At 69.1% G+C, this 18,555-nt stretch carries 20 protein-coding genes; 15 read left to right on the forward strand and 5 right to left on the reverse strand.

Going from position 1 to position 18,555, the window contains the following annotated elements; translation table 11 throughout:
• From modA to moaA, 4 genes are all read left to right on the forward strand, one after another.
• A complete protein-coding gene (gene modA / locus AKG07_RS14695) occupies window positions 1-780 on the forward strand; it encodes a molybdate ABC transporter substrate-binding protein (RefSeq protein ID WP_053098562.1) in 780 nt (259 codons plus the stop codon).
• Window positions 777-1,565, forward strand: a complete 789-nt coding sequence (modB, locus tag AKG07_RS14700) for a molybdate ABC transporter permease subunit (protein WP_053098563.1) — start codon at window positions 777-779, stop codon at window positions 1,563-1,565. Before modA ends, modB begins: the two co-directional genes overlap by 4 nt.
• Entirely contained in the window at window positions 1,562-2,641 is a 1,080-nt protein-coding gene (locus tag AKG07_RS14705) for a sulfate/molybdate ABC transporter ATP-binding protein (RefSeq protein ID WP_171821975.1), read from the forward strand. The genes modB and AKG07_RS14705 overlap by 4 nt, the downstream gene beginning before the upstream one ends.
• Before the next feature lie 168 nt (window positions 2,642-2,809).
• Entirely contained in the window at window positions 2,810-3,895 is a 1,086-nt protein-coding gene (gene moaA / locus AKG07_RS14710; protein WP_053098564.1) for a GTP 3',8-cyclase MoaA, read from the forward strand.
• A 116-nt stretch (window positions 3,896-4,011) separates the two neighbouring features.
• Here moaA and AKG07_RS14715 read toward each other — a convergent pair whose 3' ends face one another.
• Together AKG07_RS14715 and AKG07_RS14720 are read right to left on the reverse strand one after the other, a co-directional pair.
• On the reverse strand, window positions 4,012-5,226 hold the full coding sequence (locus tag AKG07_RS14715) for an amidohydrolase (RefSeq protein ID WP_053098565.1): 1,215 nt from the start codon (window positions 5,224-5,226) through the stop codon (window positions 4,012-4,014).
• Between the two features lie 9 nt (window positions 5,227-5,235).
• Complete coding sequence (locus AKG07_RS14720) at window positions 5,236-5,883, reverse strand: TetR/AcrR family transcriptional regulator (RefSeq protein ID WP_053098566.1); 648 nt, start codon at window positions 5,881-5,883, stop codon at window positions 5,236-5,238.
• 166 nt (window positions 5,884-6,049) lie between these two features.
• On the opposite strand from AKG07_RS14720, the gene AKG07_RS14725 reads away from it, so the two are divergent.
• From AKG07_RS14725 to AKG07_RS14750, 6 genes are all read left to right on the forward strand, one after another.
• The gene (locus AKG07_RS14725; RefSeq protein WP_053098567.1) at window positions 6,050-7,717 is read left to right on the forward strand and encodes an ABC transporter substrate-binding protein; all 1,668 of its coding nucleotides are present in this window, start codon (window positions 6,050-6,052) and stop codon (window positions 7,715-7,717) included.
• Window positions 7,718-7,788: 71 nt separating this feature from the next.
• Complete coding sequence (locus tag AKG07_RS14730) at window positions 7,789-8,613, forward strand: ABC transporter ATP-binding protein (RefSeq protein WP_053098568.1); 825 nt, start codon at window positions 7,789-7,791, stop codon at window positions 8,611-8,613.
• The gene (locus AKG07_RS14735) at window positions 8,610-9,416 is read left to right on the forward strand and encodes an ABC transporter ATP-binding protein (RefSeq protein ID WP_053098569.1); all 807 of its coding nucleotides are present in this window, start codon (window positions 8,610-8,612) and stop codon (window positions 9,414-9,416) included. Before AKG07_RS14730 ends, AKG07_RS14735 begins: the two co-directional genes overlap by 4 nt.
• Window positions 9,413-10,501 (forward strand): ABC transporter permease, encoded by a 1,089-nt coding sequence (locus AKG07_RS14740; protein ID WP_053098570.1) that lies wholly within the window; start codon window positions 9,413-9,415, stop codon window positions 10,499-10,501. Before AKG07_RS14735 ends, AKG07_RS14740 begins: the two co-directional genes overlap by 4 nt.
• 1 nt (window position 10,502) lies before the next feature.
• Window positions 10,503-11,627: an ABC transporter permease gene (locus tag AKG07_RS14745; RefSeq protein ID WP_233277286.1), complete on the forward strand. Its 1,125-nt coding sequence runs from the start codon at window positions 10,503-10,505 to the stop codon at window positions 11,625-11,627.
• The gene (locus tag AKG07_RS14750) at window positions 11,627-13,873 is read left to right on the forward strand and encodes an exo-beta-d-1,3/1,6-glucosidase (protein WP_053098571.1); all 2,247 of its coding nucleotides are present in this window, start codon (window positions 11,627-11,629) and stop codon (window positions 13,871-13,873) included. The genes AKG07_RS14745 and AKG07_RS14750 overlap by 1 nt, the downstream gene beginning before the upstream one ends.
• 17 nt (window positions 13,874-13,890) lie before the next feature.
• Here AKG07_RS14750 and soxR read toward each other — a convergent pair whose 3' ends face one another.
• Entirely contained in the window at window positions 13,891-14,367 is a 477-nt protein-coding gene (gene soxR, locus AKG07_RS14755; protein WP_053098572.1) for a redox-sensitive transcriptional activator SoxR, read from the reverse strand.
• Window positions 14,368-14,446: 79 nt separating this feature from the next.
• On the opposite strand from soxR, the gene fdxA reads away from it, so the two are divergent.
• Genes fdxA through AKG07_RS14770 form a run of 3 tightly spaced genes read left to right on the forward strand, consistent with a single transcriptional unit; the run spans window position 14,447 to window position 15,934 of the window.
• Complete coding sequence (gene fdxA / locus AKG07_RS14760; protein ID WP_053098573.1) at window positions 14,447-14,773, forward strand: ferredoxin; 327 nt, start codon at window positions 14,447-14,449, stop codon at window positions 14,771-14,773.
• The gene (locus AKG07_RS14765; RefSeq protein ID WP_053098574.1) at window positions 14,770-15,294 is read left to right on the forward strand and encodes a flavin reductase family protein; all 525 of its coding nucleotides are present in this window, start codon (window positions 14,770-14,772) and stop codon (window positions 15,292-15,294) included. The genes fdxA and AKG07_RS14765 overlap by 4 nt, the downstream gene beginning before the upstream one ends.
• A gap of 10 nt (window positions 15,295-15,304) precedes the next feature.
• Window positions 15,305-15,934 carry a superoxide dismutase gene (locus AKG07_RS14770; RefSeq protein WP_053098575.1) on the forward strand — a complete coding sequence of 210 codons (630 nt, stop codon included), beginning with the start codon at window positions 15,305-15,307 and terminating at the stop codon, window positions 15,932-15,934.
• Between the two features lie 173 nt (window positions 15,935-16,107).
• On the opposite strand, the gene AKG07_RS14775 is transcribed toward AKG07_RS14770, so the two are convergent.
• On the reverse strand, window positions 16,108-16,512 hold the full coding sequence (locus AKG07_RS14775; RefSeq protein ID WP_053098576.1) for an arsenate reductase ArsC: 405 nt from the start codon (window positions 16,510-16,512) through the stop codon (window positions 16,108-16,110).
• Complete coding sequence (locus tag AKG07_RS14780; protein WP_053098577.1) at window positions 16,509-17,843, reverse strand: NAD(P)-binding domain-containing protein; 1,335 nt, start codon at window positions 17,841-17,843, stop codon at window positions 16,509-16,511. The genes AKG07_RS14775 and AKG07_RS14780 overlap by 4 nt, the downstream gene beginning before the upstream one ends.
• 83 nt (window positions 17,844-17,926) lie before the next feature.
• On the opposite strand from AKG07_RS14780, the gene AKG07_RS14785 reads away from it, so the two are divergent.
• Together AKG07_RS14785 and AKG07_RS17915 are read left to right on the forward strand one after the other, a co-directional pair.
• Window positions 17,927-18,268 carry an ArsR/SmtB family transcription factor gene (locus AKG07_RS14785; RefSeq protein WP_053098578.1) on the forward strand — a complete coding sequence of 114 codons (342 nt, stop codon included), beginning with the start codon at window positions 17,927-17,929 and terminating at the stop codon, window positions 18,266-18,268.
• A gap of 51 nt (window positions 18,269-18,319) precedes the next feature.
• Window positions 18,320-18,493, forward strand: coding sequence for a hypothetical protein (locus AKG07_RS17915; RefSeq protein WP_171821976.1), 174 nt, complete (start codon window positions 18,320-18,322; stop codon window positions 18,491-18,493).
• The last annotated feature ends 62 nt before the right edge of the window (window positions 18,494-18,555 follow it).

Below are 18,555 nucleotides of genomic sequence, written 5' to 3' on the forward strand. Positions count from 1 at the left end.
ATGAACCGCGCCCTGCGTCGCACCGTCGCGGTCGTCCTGGCCGCCGCCGCTCTCGCCCTCACAGGGTGCACCGCCGAAGCCCCGGCCCCTGCCAGCTCGGGAGATGCACCGGAGAGTGCCGTCAGCGGCGAGCTCACGGTGTACGCCGCCGCATCGCTGTCGGGCGCCTTCGACGAGATCGGTGCGGCCTTCACCGACGAGAACCCCGATGTGACGTTCAGCGGCGTCTACGACGGATCGTCGACGCTGGTCACCCAGCTGCGCGAGGGCGCTCCGGCCGACGTCTTCGCCTCGGCCGACGAGGCGAACATGGACAAGCTCGAGGATGCCGCGGTCGACCCGACCCTGTTCGCCTCCAACACGCTCGTGATCGCCGTTCCCACGGGCAATCCGGGTGGCGTCGAGACCCTCGCTGATCTGGCCGACGCAACCACCGTGCTGTGCGCCCCCGAGGTGCCGTGCGGCGCCGCCTCGGCGACGCTGTTCTCGAACGCCGGCGTCGTGGTCGACGCCGCGAGCCTCGAGCAGAACGTCACCGCCGTGCTCACCAAGGTCGCAGCCGGTGAGGCGGATGCGGGCCTCGTCTACGCCACCGACGTCGTCGGTCGCGACGATGTCGAGGTGATCGTGCCCGACGGTGCCGACGAGGTCGTCAACCACTATCCGATCGCGACGCTGTCGGAGGCATCGAACTCTGCGGCCGCCGACGCGTTCGTCGCGTTCGTGCTGTCGGATGATGGCCAGAGCATCCTGGCCGACTTCGGCTTCGGAGCGCCGTGACTGCGGCCGCTTCACACGGATACGCGCCGCGTGCCCTGGCCATCCCGGCCCTGATCGGTCTCGCGTTCCTCATCCTCCCGCTCGCGGCGCTCGTCGCCCGTGTCGAGTGGTCGACCTTCATCGCCGACGTGACGTCGGAGGCCGCGCGCTCGGCTCTGCTCCTGTCGCTCGGCACCGGCCTCGTCGCCACTCTGCTGTGCATCGTGATCGGTGTGCCGCTGGCGTTGACGATCGCCCGCTCCGGGCCCCGCCTGGCCGCCGTGCTGCGGGCCGCGGTCACGGTACCGCTCGTGCTGCCGCCGATGGTCGGCGGTGTCGCCCTGCTCTACCTGTTCGGGCGGGCGGGGTGGTTCGGCGGTCTCGGGATCTCCTTCAGCACGCCGGCCGTCGTGCTTGCGCAGACCTTCGTGGCGCTGCCGTTCCTCGTGCTGGCGGTCGAAGGGGCTGTGCGCACCTCCGGCGTCGAGTACGAGCGGACAGCCGCCGCGCTCGGAGCCGGCCGCTGGACGATCCTGCGCCGCATCACGCTGCCGCTCGCGGCGCCCGGGATCGTCGCGGGCGTGGTGCTGTGCTTCGCCCGGGCCATCGGCGAGTTCGGCGCGACGGCACTCTTCGCGGGCAACCGCCCCGGCGTCACGCAGACCATGCCCCTGGCGATCTACACGGCCTTCAACGGCGCAGGCGTCACCCAGGGGGCCGCGGTCGCCCTCGCGCTGCTGCTGCTCGCCACGGCGATCCTCGTGCTGCTGCTCGTGCGCGGCTGGCGGCCGGGGGCGGCGCGATGAGCGCGCCTGCTGTCGCCGGGCTGCGCGCCCGCGTGGTCGTGCCGCGAGAGCACTTCACCGTCGATGTCTCGCTGCAGGTCGAGACCGGCGAGACGGTCGCCGTGATGGGACCCAGCGGAGCGGGCAAGTCGACGCTGCTGCAGGCGCTCGCCGGACTCGAGCCGCTGGGCGGGGGCGAGATCGCCGTCGAGGGCCGGGTCGTCGACCGGGTAGCGAAGCCGCGGGTGAGGACCGAGCCGATGCGCCGCGGGGTCGTGCTGCTCGGGCAGAAGCCGCGGCTGTTCCCTCATCTCTCGGCGCGCGAGAACGTGGCATTCGGGCCACGGGCGGCGGGCACTGACGCCCGCGCGGCGCGGGCGGGGGCCGACGATTGGCTCGCACGGGTCGGACTCCCCGGCTCCGGAGAGCGGATGCCGCACGAGCTGTCCGGCGGTGAGCAGCAACGGGTCGCGGTCGCTCGCGCGCTCGCCGCATCCCCTCGCGTCGTACTGCTCGACGAGCCACTCGTCGCGCTCGACCCCGAGACGGCCGGTGACATCCGGCGGATGCTGCGCGACCAGCTCGCCTCGACCACGACCGTCGCGGTCACGCACGATGCCGCGGATGCCGTCGCGCTCGCCGACCGTCTGATCGTCGTCGAGGCTGGCCGCGTGACGCAGGAGGGGCCGGTGCGCGACGTGCTCGCCGCCCCGGCATCCGGTTTCGTCGCGTCGATCGCCGGGGTCAATCGCCTGGTGGGCGTCGCGAGCGGGGGAGCATGGCGCAGCGGCGACGCGCGGTTGACCAGCGCCCATCCTGCATCGCGTGCTCTCGCGGCGACCGACGGCGCGGCACTCGCCGCGGTCTTCCGCCCGGGCGATGTGCGGATCGCCGAGGCGGGACCGGAGTCGTGGCCGGCTGTGGTGGTGCGAATCGAGCCCACGCTGGGAGGCGTGCGCGTGCACACCGATGCAGGCGCGATCGACCTGTCGCTGGATGCTGCCGGAGGCGTGGCGGTCGGCGATCTGATCCGTCTGCGTGTGGATCCGGCGCTGGTGCGGTTCGTCGCAGTTCCTCGAGCTGCAGCCGTGCGCTGAGCTCGCCCGATCGCTGGTGAACTCCCGGGTGAATCTCCAGCCAGGTGGCCTGGGCGAGCGCCGCGCGTCCCGAGAGGACCTGGCAATATGCCGGTCGTCGCGCCCGCATGGGCCGCACGACGCGGGGCGCGGGTAGTCTCGGAACATGTCGGGGAGAGGGAAACTGCGATGACGGCCGTGCCGGTCGTGATCGGTGTGCGCTCGCCGCATCCCGTGGTCGCCACAGACCCCGCGCCCGCGTCGCAGGGACTCATCGACACCCACGGTCGCGTGCACCGCGACCTGCGCATCTCGCTGACCGACCGCTGCTCGCTGCGCTGTACGTACTGCATGCCCGAGCAGGGAAACGAATGGCTGGCGCGCACCAGCATCCTGTCGACCGACGAGATCGTCGAAGTGGCGCAGGTCGCCGCATCGCTCGGCATCCGCACCTTCCGTCTCACCGGCGGTGAGCCGCTGCTGCGTGCCGACATCGTCGACGTCGTGCGCCGTGTCTCGGCGATCGAGGGGGACGAAGGCCCTGTCGAGGTCGCCATGACGACGAACGGCATCACGCTCGCGAAGCACCTGCCCGACCTGATCGACGCCGGCCTCACGCGACTGAACATCAGCATCGACACGGTCGATCGTCAGCGCTTCGCCGACCTCACGCGTCGAGACCGCATCGACGACGTGTTCGAGGGCATCGCGGCAGCGGCGGCATCCGAACTGCGCCCGCTCAAACTCAACACGGTCGCGATGCGCGGCGTGAACGACGACGAGCTGCCCGACCTGGTCGCGTTCGCGATGGAGGTCGGTGCGCAGCTGCGCTTCATCGAGCAGATGCCGCTCGACGCCGGGCACACCTGGGATCGCGATTCGATGGTCACGCGCGAGGAGATCCTCGAGAAGCTCAGCGCGCGGTGGGAGCTGGAGCCGGTTCCCGGCCGCGGCGGTGCGCCGGCGGAGAAGTGGCGCATCGACGGCGGACCGCACGAGGTCGGCGTCATCGCCTCGGTCACCGCCCCCTTCTGTGGCGCGTGCGACCGACTTCGACTGACCGCCGACGGACAGCTGCGCAACTGCCTGTTCTCGAACGCGGAGTACGACCTGATCGGCGTGCTGCGGCCGGACGCGCAGGCTGCTCCCGCTCAGCGGGCCGATGCGATCGGTGCCATGCTGCGCTCCTGCGTGCACGGCAAGCTGCCGGGGCACGCGATCAACGACCCGTCATTCCTGCAGCCCGCCCGAGGCATGAACGCCATCGGCGGCTGAGTCAGCCCCGCTTCGCGTTCACAATTCAGCAGAGAACGTGCGTTCCGCGTGCTCAGGGCCTGAATCCGGCCCGATCCCGACCGTTCATGCTGAATTGTGAACGGCGAGAAGCCGCCTCAGTCGAGGAACTCCCGCGCGGCGGCCGACAGTGCGGTGACGCCGACCTCGATCGTCGGGTGGATCTCGGGCGCGAAGAACGGCGAGTGGTTGGTCGGGATGTCCTTGTCGAGCGTGCCGGCGGCGGCGGATGCCGCGAACTTCGCCGCATCGATGCCGCCCCAGAACCAGAAGACCAGCGGCGCGCCGGTGTCGCGGGCGAACCACGACACGTCCTCGCTGCCGGTGAACATCCCGGGGTCGACGACCGACGCCTCGCCGAGCGCGCGCTGCAGGGCGGAGGTGACGCGCGCGGTGGCATCGGCGTCGTTGATCGTCGGCGGCAGGGTGTGGTCAGTGCGGATCTCGGGCTCGCGCTCGGCTCCGGATGCCGCCGCCTCAGCCCGCACGATGCGCTCGACGCTCGCGAGCACCTTGTCGCGCATCTCGTCGTTCGGATAGCGCAGGCTGAGCTCGAGCTTGGCCTCGGCCGGGATGATGTTGTTCTTCAGACCCGCATGGATCGAGCCGACCGTCACCACCGCGACATCGCGCGGGTCGACCTCGCGCGATGCGATGGTCTGGAGGCGCATGACGGTCGCCGCAGCCATGACGACCGGGTCGATCGTGGAGTGCGGGCGTGAGCCGTGTCCGCCGCGTCCGTGCAGCACGACGGTGAGTCCGTCGGATGCCGCCATCTGCGTGCCGGGGCGCACGCCGATGGTTCCGGCGGGCAGGGGAGTGACGTGCTGGCCGAGCACGACGTCGGGGTGCGGCACGAGATCGCGCAGTCCGGCGTCGAGCATGGCACGGGATCCGGCGCCGTATTCCTCGGCGGGCTGAATGAGCACGACCACGGTTCCCGACCAGTCGGCCTTCTCGGCGACGAGCTTCTCGACGGCGCCGATCATCGCGGTGACGTGCATGTCGTGGCCGCAGGCGTGCATGACGGGCACGGTGTTGCCGGCCGGGTCGATGCCGGTCGCGGTGCTCGCGTACGCCAGCCCGGTCTCCTCGCCGACGGGCAGCGCGTCCATGTCGGCGCGCGCCCACACGACCGGGCCGTCGCCGTTGCGCAGGATGCCGACCACGCCGGTGACGCCGATGCCCTCGTGCACCTCGAGGCCGAGATCCCGCAGGTGGCCCGCGGCGATGCCGGCGGTGCGCGTCTCCTGGAACGAGAGCTCGGGATGCTGGTGCAGGTCGGTGTAGAGCGCTTCGAGGTCGATCGTCATGGCCCGAGCCTAGTCGCGGCGGTACGACTCCAGTGCCGGTCCTGGATGCAGTACGCCGTTGACGATCGACCGGATCGCGAACTCGCTCGCCTCGCCGAGGTCGAACACGTCGCGATGCAGCAGCCATTGCAGCTGCAGGCCGTCCATCACGGCGAGGATGCTGGCGGCGGCCGTCGTGATCGTCGAGGGCTCGGTCACTCCCTCCTGCGCGCACAGGGCGTGGAAGGCATCCGTCACCTCGCGTCGCAGCGTCGTGTAGCGCTCTTCGAAGTACTCGCGGCCGGGGTGGTTGTCGGTCACGGACTCCGATGAGAGCACGGTGTACGCCTGCACGATCCCGGGGCGCCGCTCGTTGGCGATGGCGGTGCGCACGAGGTGCAGGAAGAGCTCGGGTCCGCCGGGGATGTGCTTCTCGGCGAGCTCGGCGACGTCGGCCTGGTCGCGGTAGGCGAGCACCTCGAGCAGCAGCTTCTGCTTCGACCCGAAATGGTGCAGCACGCCGGCGTGGGTGATGCCCACCTGCTCGGCGACATCGGCGAGGGTGCCGTTGGTCGATCCCTTGTTGCCGAAGATCTCGACGGCGGCTTTGAGGATCTGCTCGCGCTTCTCGCGGGTGGCAGGCCGGACGGACGTGTGGGCGACAGCATCCTTCGACATGGTCCATCCTCTTCTGCACGGAATCCTGCACTGGATCGTACTTGCCAACTCTACTTACCAACGAGTAACCTCGCACCAGCTTACTTTCTCGCCAGTAAGCGAATGCAGTCGGATGCCCGGGCACCGACAGCCACACAGCACAACGACCCGTGCCCAAGGAGAAGCAATGAAGCTCAGAAAGTCCATGATCGCCGTCGCGGCGATCTCCGCCCTCGGCGTCTCGGCCCTCGCCGGCTGCGCAGCCGGCGGATCGAACGACGGTGACGCCGGATCCGGCGGCGCAGCACTGACGATCGCCAAGCCCGACGGTGCGATCACCACCGAGTCGAACAACCCCTACGTCGGCGACTCGTCGGCGTCGAAGTACGGCTACGGCAAGGTCATCTTCGAGACCCTCGGTCTCGTCAACCAGACCGGCGACCGCGAGGTCACCCCCTGGCTCGCCGAGAGCATCGAGTGGAACGACGACTACACGGCCCTCACCGTCGTGCCCCGCAAGGACGTCACCTGGAGCGACGGCGAGCCGTTCACCGCCGACGACATCGTCTTCACCTACGAGCTCGTGTCGACCCCCGAGCTCGACACCGCCGGCCTCAAGTTCGAGGGGGCGACCGTCGAGGGCGACGCCGTCACCCTGAACTTCGGCGAATCGAAGTACGTGAACCAGGCGCGCGTCCTGCACGTGCCGATCGTGCCGAAGCACATCTGGGAGAACCTCGACGAGCCGGCCACCGACCCCGTCAAGGGCGACGACCTGGTCGGCACCGGCCCCTACGCCCTGTCCAACTGGTCGACCGAGTCGGTCACGCTCGAGGCCCGCGACGACTACTGGGGCGGCGATCTCGCGGTTCCCGAGCTGCACTACGTCTCGTACGGCGACAACACCGCTCTGACGACGGCTCTCGCGCAGGGCGAGGCCGACTGGGCGCAGGCGTTCATCCCGCAGATCCAGGAGCAGTTCCTCGACGCCGACCCCGAGCACAACAAGTTCTTCGTCGCGCCGACCACGGGTTCGGCGACGCTGTTCATGAACCTGCAGCAGAAGCCGTTCGACGATGTGGCGTTCCGCCAGGCGCTCGCCTGGGTCATCGACCGCGACGCGTACGTCGACATCGCCCGTGAGGGCGCGAGCGAGCCGGTCTGGTCGGTGACCGGTCTGTCGTCGATCCTCGAGGACGAGATCCAGCCCGAGTTCCAGGGCGAGGAGTACTCGGTCGACGCCGAGAAGGCGCGCAACCTGCTCGAGAGCGCCGGATACACGTGGAAGGACGACGCGCTGATCGACCCCGACGGCACGCCCGTCTCGTTCACTCTCTCGGTGCCCTCGGGCTGGAGCGACTGGAACACCGCGCAGGAGCTCATCGCCGAAGACGTCACCGAGGCCATCGGCGCCGAGGTCAAGATCGACATGCCCGACTGGGGCGGCTGGGCAGGCCCCCGCGACGACGGCTCGTTCTCGGCCATCATCCACTGGCTGGAAGACAGCGGCACGGCCTACGGCCTGTACACGTCGACGATGGACCCGCGCTGGATCTCGCCCGAGGGCATCGCCGGGTTCAACTTCGGACGCTTCGAAGACCCCACGGCCACCGAGGCGCTCAACACCTACGCGAACGCGTCGTCCGATGAGGAGCGCACTGCGGCGATCACCACGCTCGAGCAGATCTTCGTCGAGCAGGTCCCGGCGATCCCGCTGGGCGCGCACCCGCTGCTCGGCGAGTACAACACCCGCAACTACGTCGGGTGGCCCTCGGAGGACGACCCGTACGCCTCGGGCGACCCGACGCAGCAGAACATCGTGCAGATCCTCACGAAGCTGAAGCCGGCCGAGTAAGCAGTCCCGGAGGGGCGGATGCAGCGGCATCCGCCCCTCCCACCGACCTCCCGACCGACGAAGGACCCCTCATGTCAGAACCACTGCTCAGCGTGCGCGACTTCTCGGTCGTGTACGACGTCGACCCTCCCGTCGAGGCGGTGAAGAACGTCACGCTCGAACTGCAGAGAGGCGAGATCCTCGGTCTCGCCGGGGAGAGCGGATGCGGCAAGACCACGCTCGCCTACGGCGTGCAGCGTCTGCTCCGGGCCCCTGCGGTGATCGCGGGCGGCAGCGTGACCTTCCACGATGCATCCGGTGTCGACGTCGACATCAACGCGCTCGACGTCGAGGCGATGCAGAAGTTCCGCTGGGACAAGGTCTCGATGGTGTTCCAGGGTGCGATGAACGCACTGAATCCGGTGGCGACGATCGGCTCGCAGCTCGAGGACGTGTTCGAGATCCACCGCCCTGACATGACGCGACGGCAGCGCAGGGCCGAGGCCGAGGAACTGCTCGAGATCGTCAAGGTCGGGCGTCAGCGCACCCGGTCGTTCCCGCACGAGCTCTCCGGCGGCATGCGCCAGCGTGTCATGATCGCGATGGCCCTGGCGCTGCGCCCGCAGCTGATGGTCATGGACGAGCCGACCACGGCGCTCGACGTGCTCGTGCAGCGAGAGATCCTCAAGCAGATCTCGCAGCTGAGGCACGAGTTCGGCTTCTCGGTGATCTTCATCACCCACGACCTTCCGCTGCTGCTCGAGATCAGCGACCGCATCGCCATCATGCGCGAGGGCGAGATCGTCGAGCTGGCCTCCGCCGAGCAGATCTGGACCGACCCGCAGAACGACTACACGAAGACCCTGCTGTCGTCGTTCCCCCGACTCACCGGTGCGAGAGGAGTGCTGACCCGATGACCACTCTCGAGTTCGCCCACGTCAGCAAGATCTACAACGTCCGCGGAGCCGGCCAGCTCAAGGCGCTCGACGACGTCAGCTTCACCCTGAACTCCGGCCAGACCATCGGTCTCGTCGGCCAGTCGGGCAGCGGCAAGTCGACCATCGCGAAGATCCTCACCCAGCTCGAGACGCCCACGTCCGGCGAGGTGCGGCTCGACGGCGCACCCATCCCGCGGCGCGGCAGGGGACTGCGGAAGTACCGCCAGCAGCTGCGGATGGTGTTCCAGGACCCGTTCGCCTCGCTCAACCCGTACCACTCGATCCGCTATCACCTCGAGCGCCCGATCCGTCTCGACGACGTCGTGCCCAAGAAGGACACCGAGGCCGAGGTGCGCCGACTGCTCGAGCGCGTGCGCCTCGACGCGGATGCCGTGATCGACCGCCGCCCTCATGAGCTGTCGGGCGGCCAGCGTCAGCGCGTCGCCATCGCCCGTGCGCTCGCCTCGCGGCCGTCGCTGCTCGTCGCCGATGAGCCGGTGTCGATGCTCGACGTGTCGATCCGTCTCGGAGTGCTGAACCTGCTCGCCGATCTGCAGCGCGAGGAGGGCCTCGGCGTGCTCTACATCACCCACGATCTCGCCACCGCCCGTCACTTCAGCGACAAGATCATGGTGCTGAACCAGGGTCGGGTCGTCGAGTACGGCGACGCCGACGACGTGATCCTCACCCCGCAGGACCCCTACACGCGCGAGCTGCGGGCGGCGTCGCCCGACCCCGACAAGCACTTCGCGACGACCGGCTCGCACGGAGGTGCACTGTGACCACCGCATCCCCCGATCTGGGTCAGATCGACCAGGAGAACCGCGACGCGCTCGAGGTCGGCACCACCGCGACCGTCGCGCAGAAGGGGCGAGCCGTCGTGCCCTGGCGGTTCTTCGCCGGTCGGGCCGGCTTCTACCTGTTCACGCTGTGGGCGGCCATCACGATCAACTTCTTCCTCCCACGGTTCATGAAGGGCGACGCGGTCAGCTCGTACCTCGCGCGCAACCGCAACATCAGTCCCGAGGCGGCGGACTCGCTGCGGGCGCTGCTCGGCATCGACACCGACAAGTCGATGTGGCAGCAGTACATCGAGTACTGGGCGATGCTGTTCCGCGGCGACCTCGGCATCTCGACACTGCACGGCCTGCGTCCGGTGAGCGAGGTGCTGGCATCCGCTCTCCCGTGGACGCTCGGTCTCGTCGGTCTCGCCACGATCATCTCGTTCGCGCTCGGCACGGTCGGCGGCGCGATCGTCGGCTGGAAGCGCGGCAGCAGGCTCGACGCCCTCATCCCGATCACGACGTTCTTCAACACGATCCCGTACTTCTGGCTCGGTCTCATCGCGATCGCGATCTTCTCGTCGACGCTCAAGTGGTTCCCGTCGTCTCACGCCTACGACAAGGGGCAGTCACCCGAATGGAGCCTCGACTTCATCGGCCAGGTCATCGTGCACGGCACCCTGCCGGCGGTCACGATCATCATCGCCTCGCTCGGCGGATGGATGCTGGGCATGCGCAACATGATGCTCACGGTGCTCGACGAGGACTACATCACCGTCGCCCAGGCCAAGGGCATGCCGAACAGGCGGGTGCTGTGGGCGTATGCCGCTCGCAACGCGGTGCTGCCGCAGATCCAGAGCTTCGCCCTCTCGATCGGGTTCATCGTCGGCGGCACGATCGTCATGGAGATGGTCTTCAGCTACCCGGGCGTCGGCAAGCTGCTGCTAGACGCCACGAACGCGAAGGACTTCGCCCTCATGCAGGGCGTGTTCCTCGTGATCACGCTGTCGGTGCTGGTCGCCAACATCCTGGCGGACATCGTCTACGCATACCTCGACCCGCGCACGCGCCAGACGGAGGCCTGACATGAGCGTTCCCACCTCGACCGACACGACCGCGCCCGACGGCAGCGCGATCCCCACCGGGATGCCGGAGACTGCCACGTTCCGCACGGCCCACGGCGACCAGCCGACCCGCAAGACGTTCTGGTCGCAGCTCGCCCAATCGTTCGCGATGTTCCGCAACCCCAAGTCGATCGCCGGCCTGATCATCCTCGGGGTGTTCGTGCTGATCGCGATCTTCGCGCCGCTGCTCGCCCCCTACGGAGCCACGCAGAAGGACCGCACGGCGCTGCGGCAGCCGCCCTCGCTCGACCACTGGCTCGGCACCACGCACATGGGCGAGGACGTGCTCAGCCAGCTCATCTTCGGCACGCGCGGCGTCGTCGTGGTCGGATTCCTGTCGGCGATCATCGCCACCGTCATCGCGATCACGATCGGCGTCATCGCCGGATACGTGCGCGGGTGGAAGAGCGAGTCGCTGTCGGCGCTCACGAACGTGTTCCTGGTGATCCCCGGCATCCCGCTGATCATCATCGTGGCGTCGCAGTTCGAGAACCCGCCGCTGATCGTGATCGCCGCAGTGCTGGGCCTCACGGGCTGGGCATGGGGCGCGCGCGTGCTGCGCGCGCAGACCATGTCACTGCGCAACCGCGACTTCATCCAGGCGGCGCGCGCCAACGGCGAACCGCTGCACCGCATCATCACCGTCGAGATGCTGCCGAACCTCATGGCGCTGATCGCGTCGAGCTTCGTCGGCACCGTCACCGCCGCCATCCTCGGTTTGACGACCCTCGCCTTCATCGGGGTGATCCCGGTGAGCAACCTCAACTGGGGCACCATCCTGTTCTGGGCGCAGCAGAACGGCGCCTTCCCGAGGCTGTGGTGGTGGTACGTGCCCGCAGGACTCTGCATCGCGATCATCGGCGTCGCCCTGTCGCTCATCAACTTCGGCATCGACGAGTACGTCAACCCGAGGCTGCGGTCGGCCGGTGAGCGTGCCCGCGCGATGAAGAAGAAGGGGCTCGACGTGAACGATCCGGTGACGGCGGTGCGCAGCGCGCCGACGACCGACTCGGGTACCGTGCAGAGCGCGGCGACAGCGACGACGACCCATACGAAGACCGACAAGAAGACACAGAACGCCGAGTGATGACCTCTCAGACCCTGACCGAATCCCTGCCCTACCTCGACCCAGAACTGCCGATCGCCGCGCGCGTCGCCGACCTCCTCGACCGCATGACGGTCGAGGAGAAGATCGGGCAGATGCTGCAGCTCGACGCTCGCGACGACCTCGACGATCACGTGCTGGGCAAGCACGTCGGCTCGATCCTGCACACCTCGCCCGAGCGCATCATCCGGGCGAACGAGCTGACCGCCCAGACGCGACTGCGCATCCCGCTGCTCGTCGCCGAGGACTGCATCCACGGCCACTCCTTCTGGCCGGGAGCGACGATCTATCCGACGCAGCTCGGCATGGCGGCCACGTGGGACGCCGAGCTGGTCGAGAAGGTGGCGAGGGCCACCGCGGTCGAGGTCGCGGCGACCGGCATCCACTGGACCTTCTCGCCGGTGCTCTGCATCGCGCGCGACCTGCGCTGGGGCCGCATCGACGAGACGTTCGGCGAAGACCCGTTCCTCATCGGCGAGCTCGCCTCCGCCATGGTGCGCGGATACCAGGGCGAGGGCCTCGACGACCCCACCGCGATCCTCGCGACGGCGAAGCACTTCGCCGGCTACTCCGAGACGCAGGGCGGGCGCGACGCCAGCGAGGCCGACATCTCGCGACGCAAGCTGCGGTCGTGGTTCCTGCCGCCGTTCGAGCGGGTGGCCCGTGAAGGATGCCGCACGTTCATGCTCGGCTACCAGACCACCGACGGGGTGCCGATCACGGTGAACGACTGGCTGCTCAGCGATGTGCTGCGCGGCGAGTGGGGTTACACCGGCACGCTCATCACCGACTGGGACAACGTCGGACGCATGGTCTGGGAGCAGCATGTGCAGCCCGACTACGCGCACGCCTCGGCCGCCGCGGTGAGCGCGGGCAACGACATGGTGATGAACACTCCGGGCTTCTTCGCCGGAGCTCTCGAGGCGGTGTCGAACGGCCTGCTCGCGGAGGACGCCTTCGATGACGCCGTGGCGCGCATCCTCACGCTCAAGTTCGAGCTGGGGCTGTTCGAAGACCCGCGACTTCCGCAGGCCGATCTGGATGCCGTGGTCGGCAGCGCCGCCCACGCCGAGCTCAACCTCGAGACGGCCCGCCGTTCGATCGTGCTGCTCGAGAACGACGGCGTGCTGCCGCTCGACGCGTCCGCGCCGCTGACGGTCGCGGTCGTCGGGCCCCTCGCCGACGACGCCCAGACGCAGCTCGGCGACTGGGCGGGCGGATCGGGTCAGGCCGGATGGCTCGACGGACAGCCGCGCGAGATGATCACCACCGTGCTCGACGGTCTCGCCGGTATCGACGGATGGTCGGTGACGCACGCGCGCGGCGCCGAGATCCTCACGCTCGAAGACGATCCGCGGGGCACGAAGTTCCCCGACGGACAGCCCCGCCCCTCGGTCGTCGTCCCGAGCGCACCCGACGACACCATGATCGCCGAGGCCGTCGCTGCGGCCGAGGCGTCCGATGTCGTGGTCGCCGTCGTCGGCGACCGTATCGAGCTCGTGGGCGAGGGTCGCTCGACGGCGACGCTCGAGCTGATCGGCGGACAGAACGCGCTGCTCGACGCGCTCATCGCGACGGGGAAGCCAGTCGTCGTGGTGCTCCTGGCCTCGAAGCCGCTCGTGCTGCCAGCATCCGTATCGAAGGCCGCCGCCGTGATCTGGGCGGCGAACCCCGGCATGCAGGGCGGCCGCGCGCTCGCCGAGATCATCTCGGGTGCGGTCGAGCCTTCGGGGCGCCTGCCGATCTCCTTCGCGCGCCACGTCGGCCAGCAGCCGACGTACTACAACCAGATCCGCGGCCAGCACGGCGACCGCTACGCGGACCTCACGCAGTCTCCCGCGTGGGCGTTCGGCGAGGGGCTGTCGTACTCGACGGTCTCGTACGGCGAGCTCTCGCTCGACACCGACCGGCTCGGTCTCGCCGACACGATCGTCGCCGAGGTGACGGTGACGAACACCGGTTCGCGCCCGGTGCGCGAGACGGTTCAGGTCTACGTCCGCGACTCCGTCACGAGCGTGAGCTGGGCTGACAAGGAGCTCAAGACCTACCGCCAGGTCGACGTCGCGCCCGGAGAGTCGGCGCGCGTGCGGCTCGAGGTGCCGGTCGCCGAGTGCTCGATCGTGGATGCGGCCGGCAACCGTCGTGTCGAATCCGGCGCGTTCGAACTGCTGGTCGGTCCGAGCTCGCGCGAAGACGCCCTGCGGAGCGCTGCGTTCACCGTGGCATGAGTCTGCGACGAGGGCGCTCAGGCGTCCTCGTCGCGGAGGCGCTGCGGCCCCGCGCCCTGACTTCCCAGGGCATCGTCGGGGTTGAGCAGACCGCACGCCTTCATCGACAGGCATCCGCAGCCGATGCATCCCGTCAGCTCTCGTTCGAGTCGCTCGATGCCCTCGCGGCGCTTCTCGAGTTCGCGCTTCCAGCGCCGTGATGCCCGCTGCCAGTCGGCGTGACTCGGGGTCTGCGTGAGCGGGACGTCGGCGAACGCGTCCTGCACATCCGACAGGGGGATGCCGAGGCGCTTCGCCACGGTGATGAGCGACACCCGGCGCAGCATGTGTCGGGCGTAGCGGCGCTGATTGCCGGCGGTGCGCGTCGACGCGATGAGACCGAGGCTCTCGTAGAAATGCAGGGCGGACGGGGCGACGCCGGTGCGCCTGCTCATCTCGCCGATCGTCAGCGGCTCGTCGGGTCCGTGCGCAATCCGGTCCGGATCGGTGCTCATCGCGGCCTCCTCGATTTGACCTCAAGTGTACTTGAGGTCATACGGTGGCAACCGTGACCCGAACGGAGACCGCCACCCGATGACCTACGTGATCGCCCTGCCCTGCGTCGATGTCAAGGACCGTGCGTGCATCGACGAATGCCCTGTTGACTGCATCTATGAGGGCGAACGCTCGCTGTACATCCACCCCGACGAATGCGTCGACTGCGGCGCGTGCGAACCCGTCTGCCCCGTCGAGGCGATCTACTACGAAGACGACCTGCCCGACGAGTGGCAGGACTACTACAAGGCCAACGTGGAATTCTTCGATGAGCTCGGGTCGCCCGGTGGCGCCGCGAAGCTCGGCATCATCGAGCGCGACCACCCGATCATCGCCGCACTTCCGCCCCAGGAGGCACCCGAATGAGCAGTCAGCAGCACCCCGCCGCGCCGGTTCCGTCCGAGGTCGGTGAAGGGCTCAAGGCCGCGTTCCGCGCGCATCCGGCAGGGGTCGCGATCATCACGGCGATGACCCCTGCCGGTCCCGTCGGTCTCACGGCGTCGAGCGTCGCATCCGTCGCGGTCGACCCCGCGGCGATCGTGTTCTCGGTCACCAGGGCCACCGGCAGCGCGGGCTCGATCCTCAACGCCGAGTCGTTCGTCGTGCACCTGATCGACGACGAGCACTCGGCTCTGGCGCAGAGCTTCGCGGTGAGCGGCGCCGACCGCTTCACCCCCGAGCAGGGGTGGGGCACCCTTCCGACCGGTGAGCCGTACCTCGCCGAGGCGCGCGCAGCGATGCGCGGTCACACGATGTCGACGGTCGCGGTCGGCTCATCGACCGTCGTGGTCGCCGAGATCGACGAGGTGCTGCTCGGGCGGGCGGGCCGACCGCTCGTCTACCTCGACCGCCGATTCCACTCACTCCCCACCGATCAGAACGACTGAAAGGAACAGCATGCCCACTCCGTACACCCTTCCCGAGCTGCCGTACGACTACTCGGCGCTCGCCCCGCACATCTCCGGCAAGATCATGGAGCTGCACCACTCGAAGCACCACCAGGCCTACGTCACCGGTGCCAACACGGCGCTCGAGCAGCTCGGCGCGGCCCGCGAGTCCGGCGACTTCGCCGCCGTGAACAAGCTCGAGAAGGACCTCGCGTTCAACCTCGGCGGTCACATCAACCACTCGGTGTTCTGGGAGAACCTGTCGCCCGACGGCGGCGGCAACCCCGAGGGTGAGCTGGAGGCCGCGCTGACCGACGCGTTCGGCTCGATCGACGCCTTCCGCGCGCACTTCACCGCCACCGCGCTCGGTGTGCAGGGTTCGGGCTGGGCTGTGCTCGCGTGGGACAGCGTCGGTGCGCGTCCGGTCATCTTCCAGCTGTTCGACCAGCAGGGCAATGCCCCGCTCGGCGTCACGCCGCTGCTGCAGCTCGACGTCTGGGAGCACGCCTACTACCTCGACTACCTCAACGTGCGCGCCGACTACGTCAAGGCGTTCTGGGAGCTCGTCAACTGGTCCGACGTGCAGCGCCGGTTCCAGGCTGTGCAGGAGAAAACCGCGGGCCTCATCGTCGCCCGCTGAATCTCACGGATCTCCTCCCGGCGCCAGCGCGTCGGGAGGAGATCTGCGCCGCATTGCAGCCAGCGCGCCGCGTTGTGGCCAACGGGCCGCATCGGGAGGAGATCCGCGATCCGGAGGAGGATGCCGCGGCATCCGCCCTCCCGTCCGCAGATCTCCTCCCGATTGAGTGAGAGTCAGGCGAGCAGTTCGCCCGCGAGCGCCTCGATGCGACGGCGGATGTCGTCGCGGATCGGGCGCACGGAGTCGATGCCCTGCCCGGCCGGGTCGTCGAGCTCCCAGTCCTCGTAGCGCTTGCCGGGGAAGAACGGGCAGGCGTCGCCGCATCCCATCGTGATCACGACATCGGATGCCTGTACGGCCTCGGTCGTGAGCACCTTGGGCTGCTCGGCGGTGATGTCGATGCCGAGTTCGCTCATGGCCTCGACCGCGATCGGGTTGATCTGGTCGGCGGGCATGGATCCGGCGGAGCGCACCTCGATGCGGTCCCCGGCGACCTCTCGCAGAAAACCTGCGGCCATCTGCGAGCGTCCGGCGTTGTGCACGCACACGAAGAGGACGGAGGGCTTGGTGGTGGTCATGATGTCTCCAGGGTAAGCGAGCGTGCGGGGTCGAGGGTCGTCAACGGCGTCCGGCCGATCTGCAGCACCGCCGGAGCCGCGCAGCAGCTGCCCGCGTTGTCATCGAAGTCACCGGACCCCCCGCATACCCCGGTCGCGGGCAGGGTGAGTTCGTTGCGGGCCGCGCCCTCGTGATCGCCGGCGAGGTGGGCCGCGACGCTGCGCACCTGCTCGTATCCGGTGAGGGCGAGGAAGGTCGGAGCTCGACCGTAGGACTTCGCGCCGACGATGAAGAGGCCCTCCTCCGGCTGCATGAGCTGTCGGGCACCGGTCGCGCCCACCGAGCCGCAGGAGTGGATGTTGGGGTCGATCTCGGAGGCGATGCCGGCGACCGCATCGAGAGCGGGGTCGAGATCGATTCGGAGTTCGCGCAGGATGCCGGTGTCCGGCCGGAATCCGGTGAGCGCGAACACGTGCGCGATCTCCGCCATCTCGCGTCCGTCTTCGGCGACGATCACCAGGCCCCTCCCGTCCCGCCGGAACTCGGCGACTCGGAATCCTGTCACCACCTCGACGACACCGTCATGGATCACCTTCGACACCCGAGAGCCGAGCGCTGCGCGTTCGGGCAGCTCGTCTCCGGCGCCGCCCCCGAGAACGTTCGCGGCGCTCCCTCGGCGGAGCAGCCAGGTGACGCGGGTCCCCGGCGACCGGCGGGCCAGTTCGCTCAGGCGCAGCACGGCGTGCGTGGCGGAGTGTCCCGCTCCGACGACGACCACATGCGAACCCGCGAGCTCGGACACGTCGTCGGGGATGCGATAGGAGATCAGGTCGGATGCCGCGGCCTCGCCCACGGCGGGGAAGCCGTCTGCGCCCGCAGGGTGGGGGAGGTCCCAGGTGCCGCTCGCGTCGATGACCGCCCGGGCGCGGATCCGCGACTCGGTGCCGTCCGTGTCGAGGGTGTGCACGACGAACGGCTGGTTCCTGCGTCCGGACTCGACGACCTTGTCGCGACCCTGGCGAGCGACGCCCGTGACGGCGGTGCCGTACCGGATCCGCTCACCGAGTGCGCCCGCGAGAGGCGCCAGGTAGTCGCTCACCCATTCCGCCCCGGTCGGACAGCCCGCGGTCGGTGCGGTCCACCCGGTCGGCTCGAGCAGGTGACGTGCGGCGGCATCCGTCAGCTCGGGCCACGCCGAGAACAGGCGCACGTGGCCCCATTCGGAGACCGCGGCGGCAGGGCCGCTCCCTCGTTCGAGGACGACGACGTCTTCGCGGCGTTCGACGAGATGCGCCGCCGCTGCGAGACCCTGCGGCCCCGCGCCGATGACGACGATGGGAAGCTCGGACACGACATCTCCTCAGATCGAAACACTTCAATATGAGAAGCGTCGCCCACGTATCGAAGATTGTCAATACGTGAGAGGATGAGCGTATGACGCTTCCGGTGACGATCGAGCAGACGGGCTGCTGCACGCCGCGCGCGGCATCCGCTCTTCCGCTCGCCGAGGCTGAACGGATCGCCCGCCTGTTCAAGGCGCTCGGCGACCCGACGCGCATCCGTCTGCTCTCGCTGATCTCGTCGGCCGCGGGTGGCGAAGCCTGCATCTGCGACCTCACCGATCCGGTCGGTCTGTCGCAGGGCACGGTCTCGCATCACATGAAGCTGCTGGCGGACGCCGGACTCGTCACGCGTGAGCAGCGCGGCAAGTGGGCGTACTTCTCCCTCGCCGAGGGCGCTCTCGACGCCGCCGGCGACGCGCTGCGAGCCGTCTGATCCTGCTGCGCTCCTCAGGTCGGCGTGCGGTCATCCCGATAGGCTGATTCCATGGCCCTCCTCTCGATCGCCGGTTCGGCGCGCGCTCCGCATGAGCTGCGCTCGGCGACTCCGATGAAGGAATGGATGCGCGTCGTGCTCCACCCGGGCACGAACGGGTGGACCAGCGTCTGGGGCACTCTCTCGCACGGCGAGATCGCGGGCTGCCCGCCGCCACGCGACTAGACCGCGCCTCTGTGGGGTGCGGTCTTCCGCGTCGTTCACCCCTTCTCTCGCGTGAGGTCTCG

Source organism: Microbacterium sp. CGR1, from assembly GCF_001266755.1.
Classification (GTDB): domain Bacteria; phylum Actinomycetota; class Actinomycetes; order Actinomycetales; family Microbacteriaceae; genus Microbacterium.

Bases quoted from the DNA above. Each gene is read 5' to 3' on its own strand.
- soxR (WP_053098572.1), bottom strand. From the start codon at position 14,367: ATGAGCACCGATCCGGACCGGATTGCGCACGGACCCGACGAGCCGCTG.
- AKG07_RS14720 (WP_053098566.1), bottom strand. From the start codon at position 5,883: ATGTCGAAGGATGCTGTCGCCCACACGTCCGTCCGGCCTGCCACCCGC.
- AKG07_RS14715 (WP_053098565.1), bottom strand. From the start codon at position 5,226: ATGACGATCGACCTCGAAGCGCTCTACACCGACCTGCACCAGCATCCC.
- AKG07_RS14745 (WP_233277286.1), top strand. From the start codon at position 10,503: ATGAGCGTTCCCACCTCGACCGACACGACCGCGCCCGACGGCAGCGCG.
- AKG07_RS14785 (WP_053098578.1), top strand. From the start codon at position 17,927: ATGACGCTTCCGGTGACGATCGAGCAGACGGGCTGCTGCACGCCGCGC.
- AKG07_RS14705 (WP_171821975.1), top strand. From the start codon at position 1,562: ATGAGCGCGCCTGCTGTCGCCGGGCTGCGCGCCCGCGTGGTCGTGCCG.
- AKG07_RS14765 (WP_053098574.1), top strand. From the start codon at position 14,770: ATGAGCAGTCAGCAGCACCCCGCCGCGCCGGTTCCGTCCGAGGTCGGT.
- modA (WP_053098562.1), top strand. From the start codon at position 1: ATGAACCGCGCCCTGCGTCGCACCGTCGCGGTCGTCCTGGCCGCCGCC.
- AKG07_RS14750 (WP_053098571.1), top strand. From the start codon at position 11,627: ATGACCTCTCAGACCCTGACCGAATCCCTGCCCTACCTCGACCCAGAA.
- AKG07_RS14775 (WP_053098576.1), bottom strand. From the start codon at position 16,512: ATGACCACCACCAAGCCCTCCGTCCTCTTCGTGTGCGTGCACAACGCC.
- AKG07_RS14735 (WP_053098569.1), top strand. From the start codon at position 8,610: ATGACCACTCTCGAGTTCGCCCACGTCAGCAAGATCTACAACGTCCGC.
- AKG07_RS14770 (WP_053098575.1), top strand. From the start codon at position 15,305: ATGCCCACTCCGTACACCCTTCCCGAGCTGCCGTACGACTACTCGGCG.
- AKG07_RS14730 (WP_053098568.1), top strand. From the start codon at position 7,789: ATGTCAGAACCACTGCTCAGCGTGCGCGACTTCTCGGTCGTGTACGAC.
- AKG07_RS14725 (WP_053098567.1), top strand. From the start codon at position 6,050: ATGAAGCTCAGAAAGTCCATGATCGCCGTCGCGGCGATCTCCGCCCTC.
- AKG07_RS17915 (WP_171821976.1), top strand. From the start codon at position 18,320: ATGGCCCTCCTCTCGATCGCCGGTTCGGCGCGCGCTCCGCATGAGCTG.
- fdxA (WP_053098573.1), top strand. From the start codon at position 14,447: ATGACCTACGTGATCGCCCTGCCCTGCGTCGATGTCAAGGACCGTGCG.
- moaA (WP_053098564.1), top strand. From the start codon at position 2,810: ATGACGGCCGTGCCGGTCGTGATCGGTGTGCGCTCGCCGCATCCCGTG.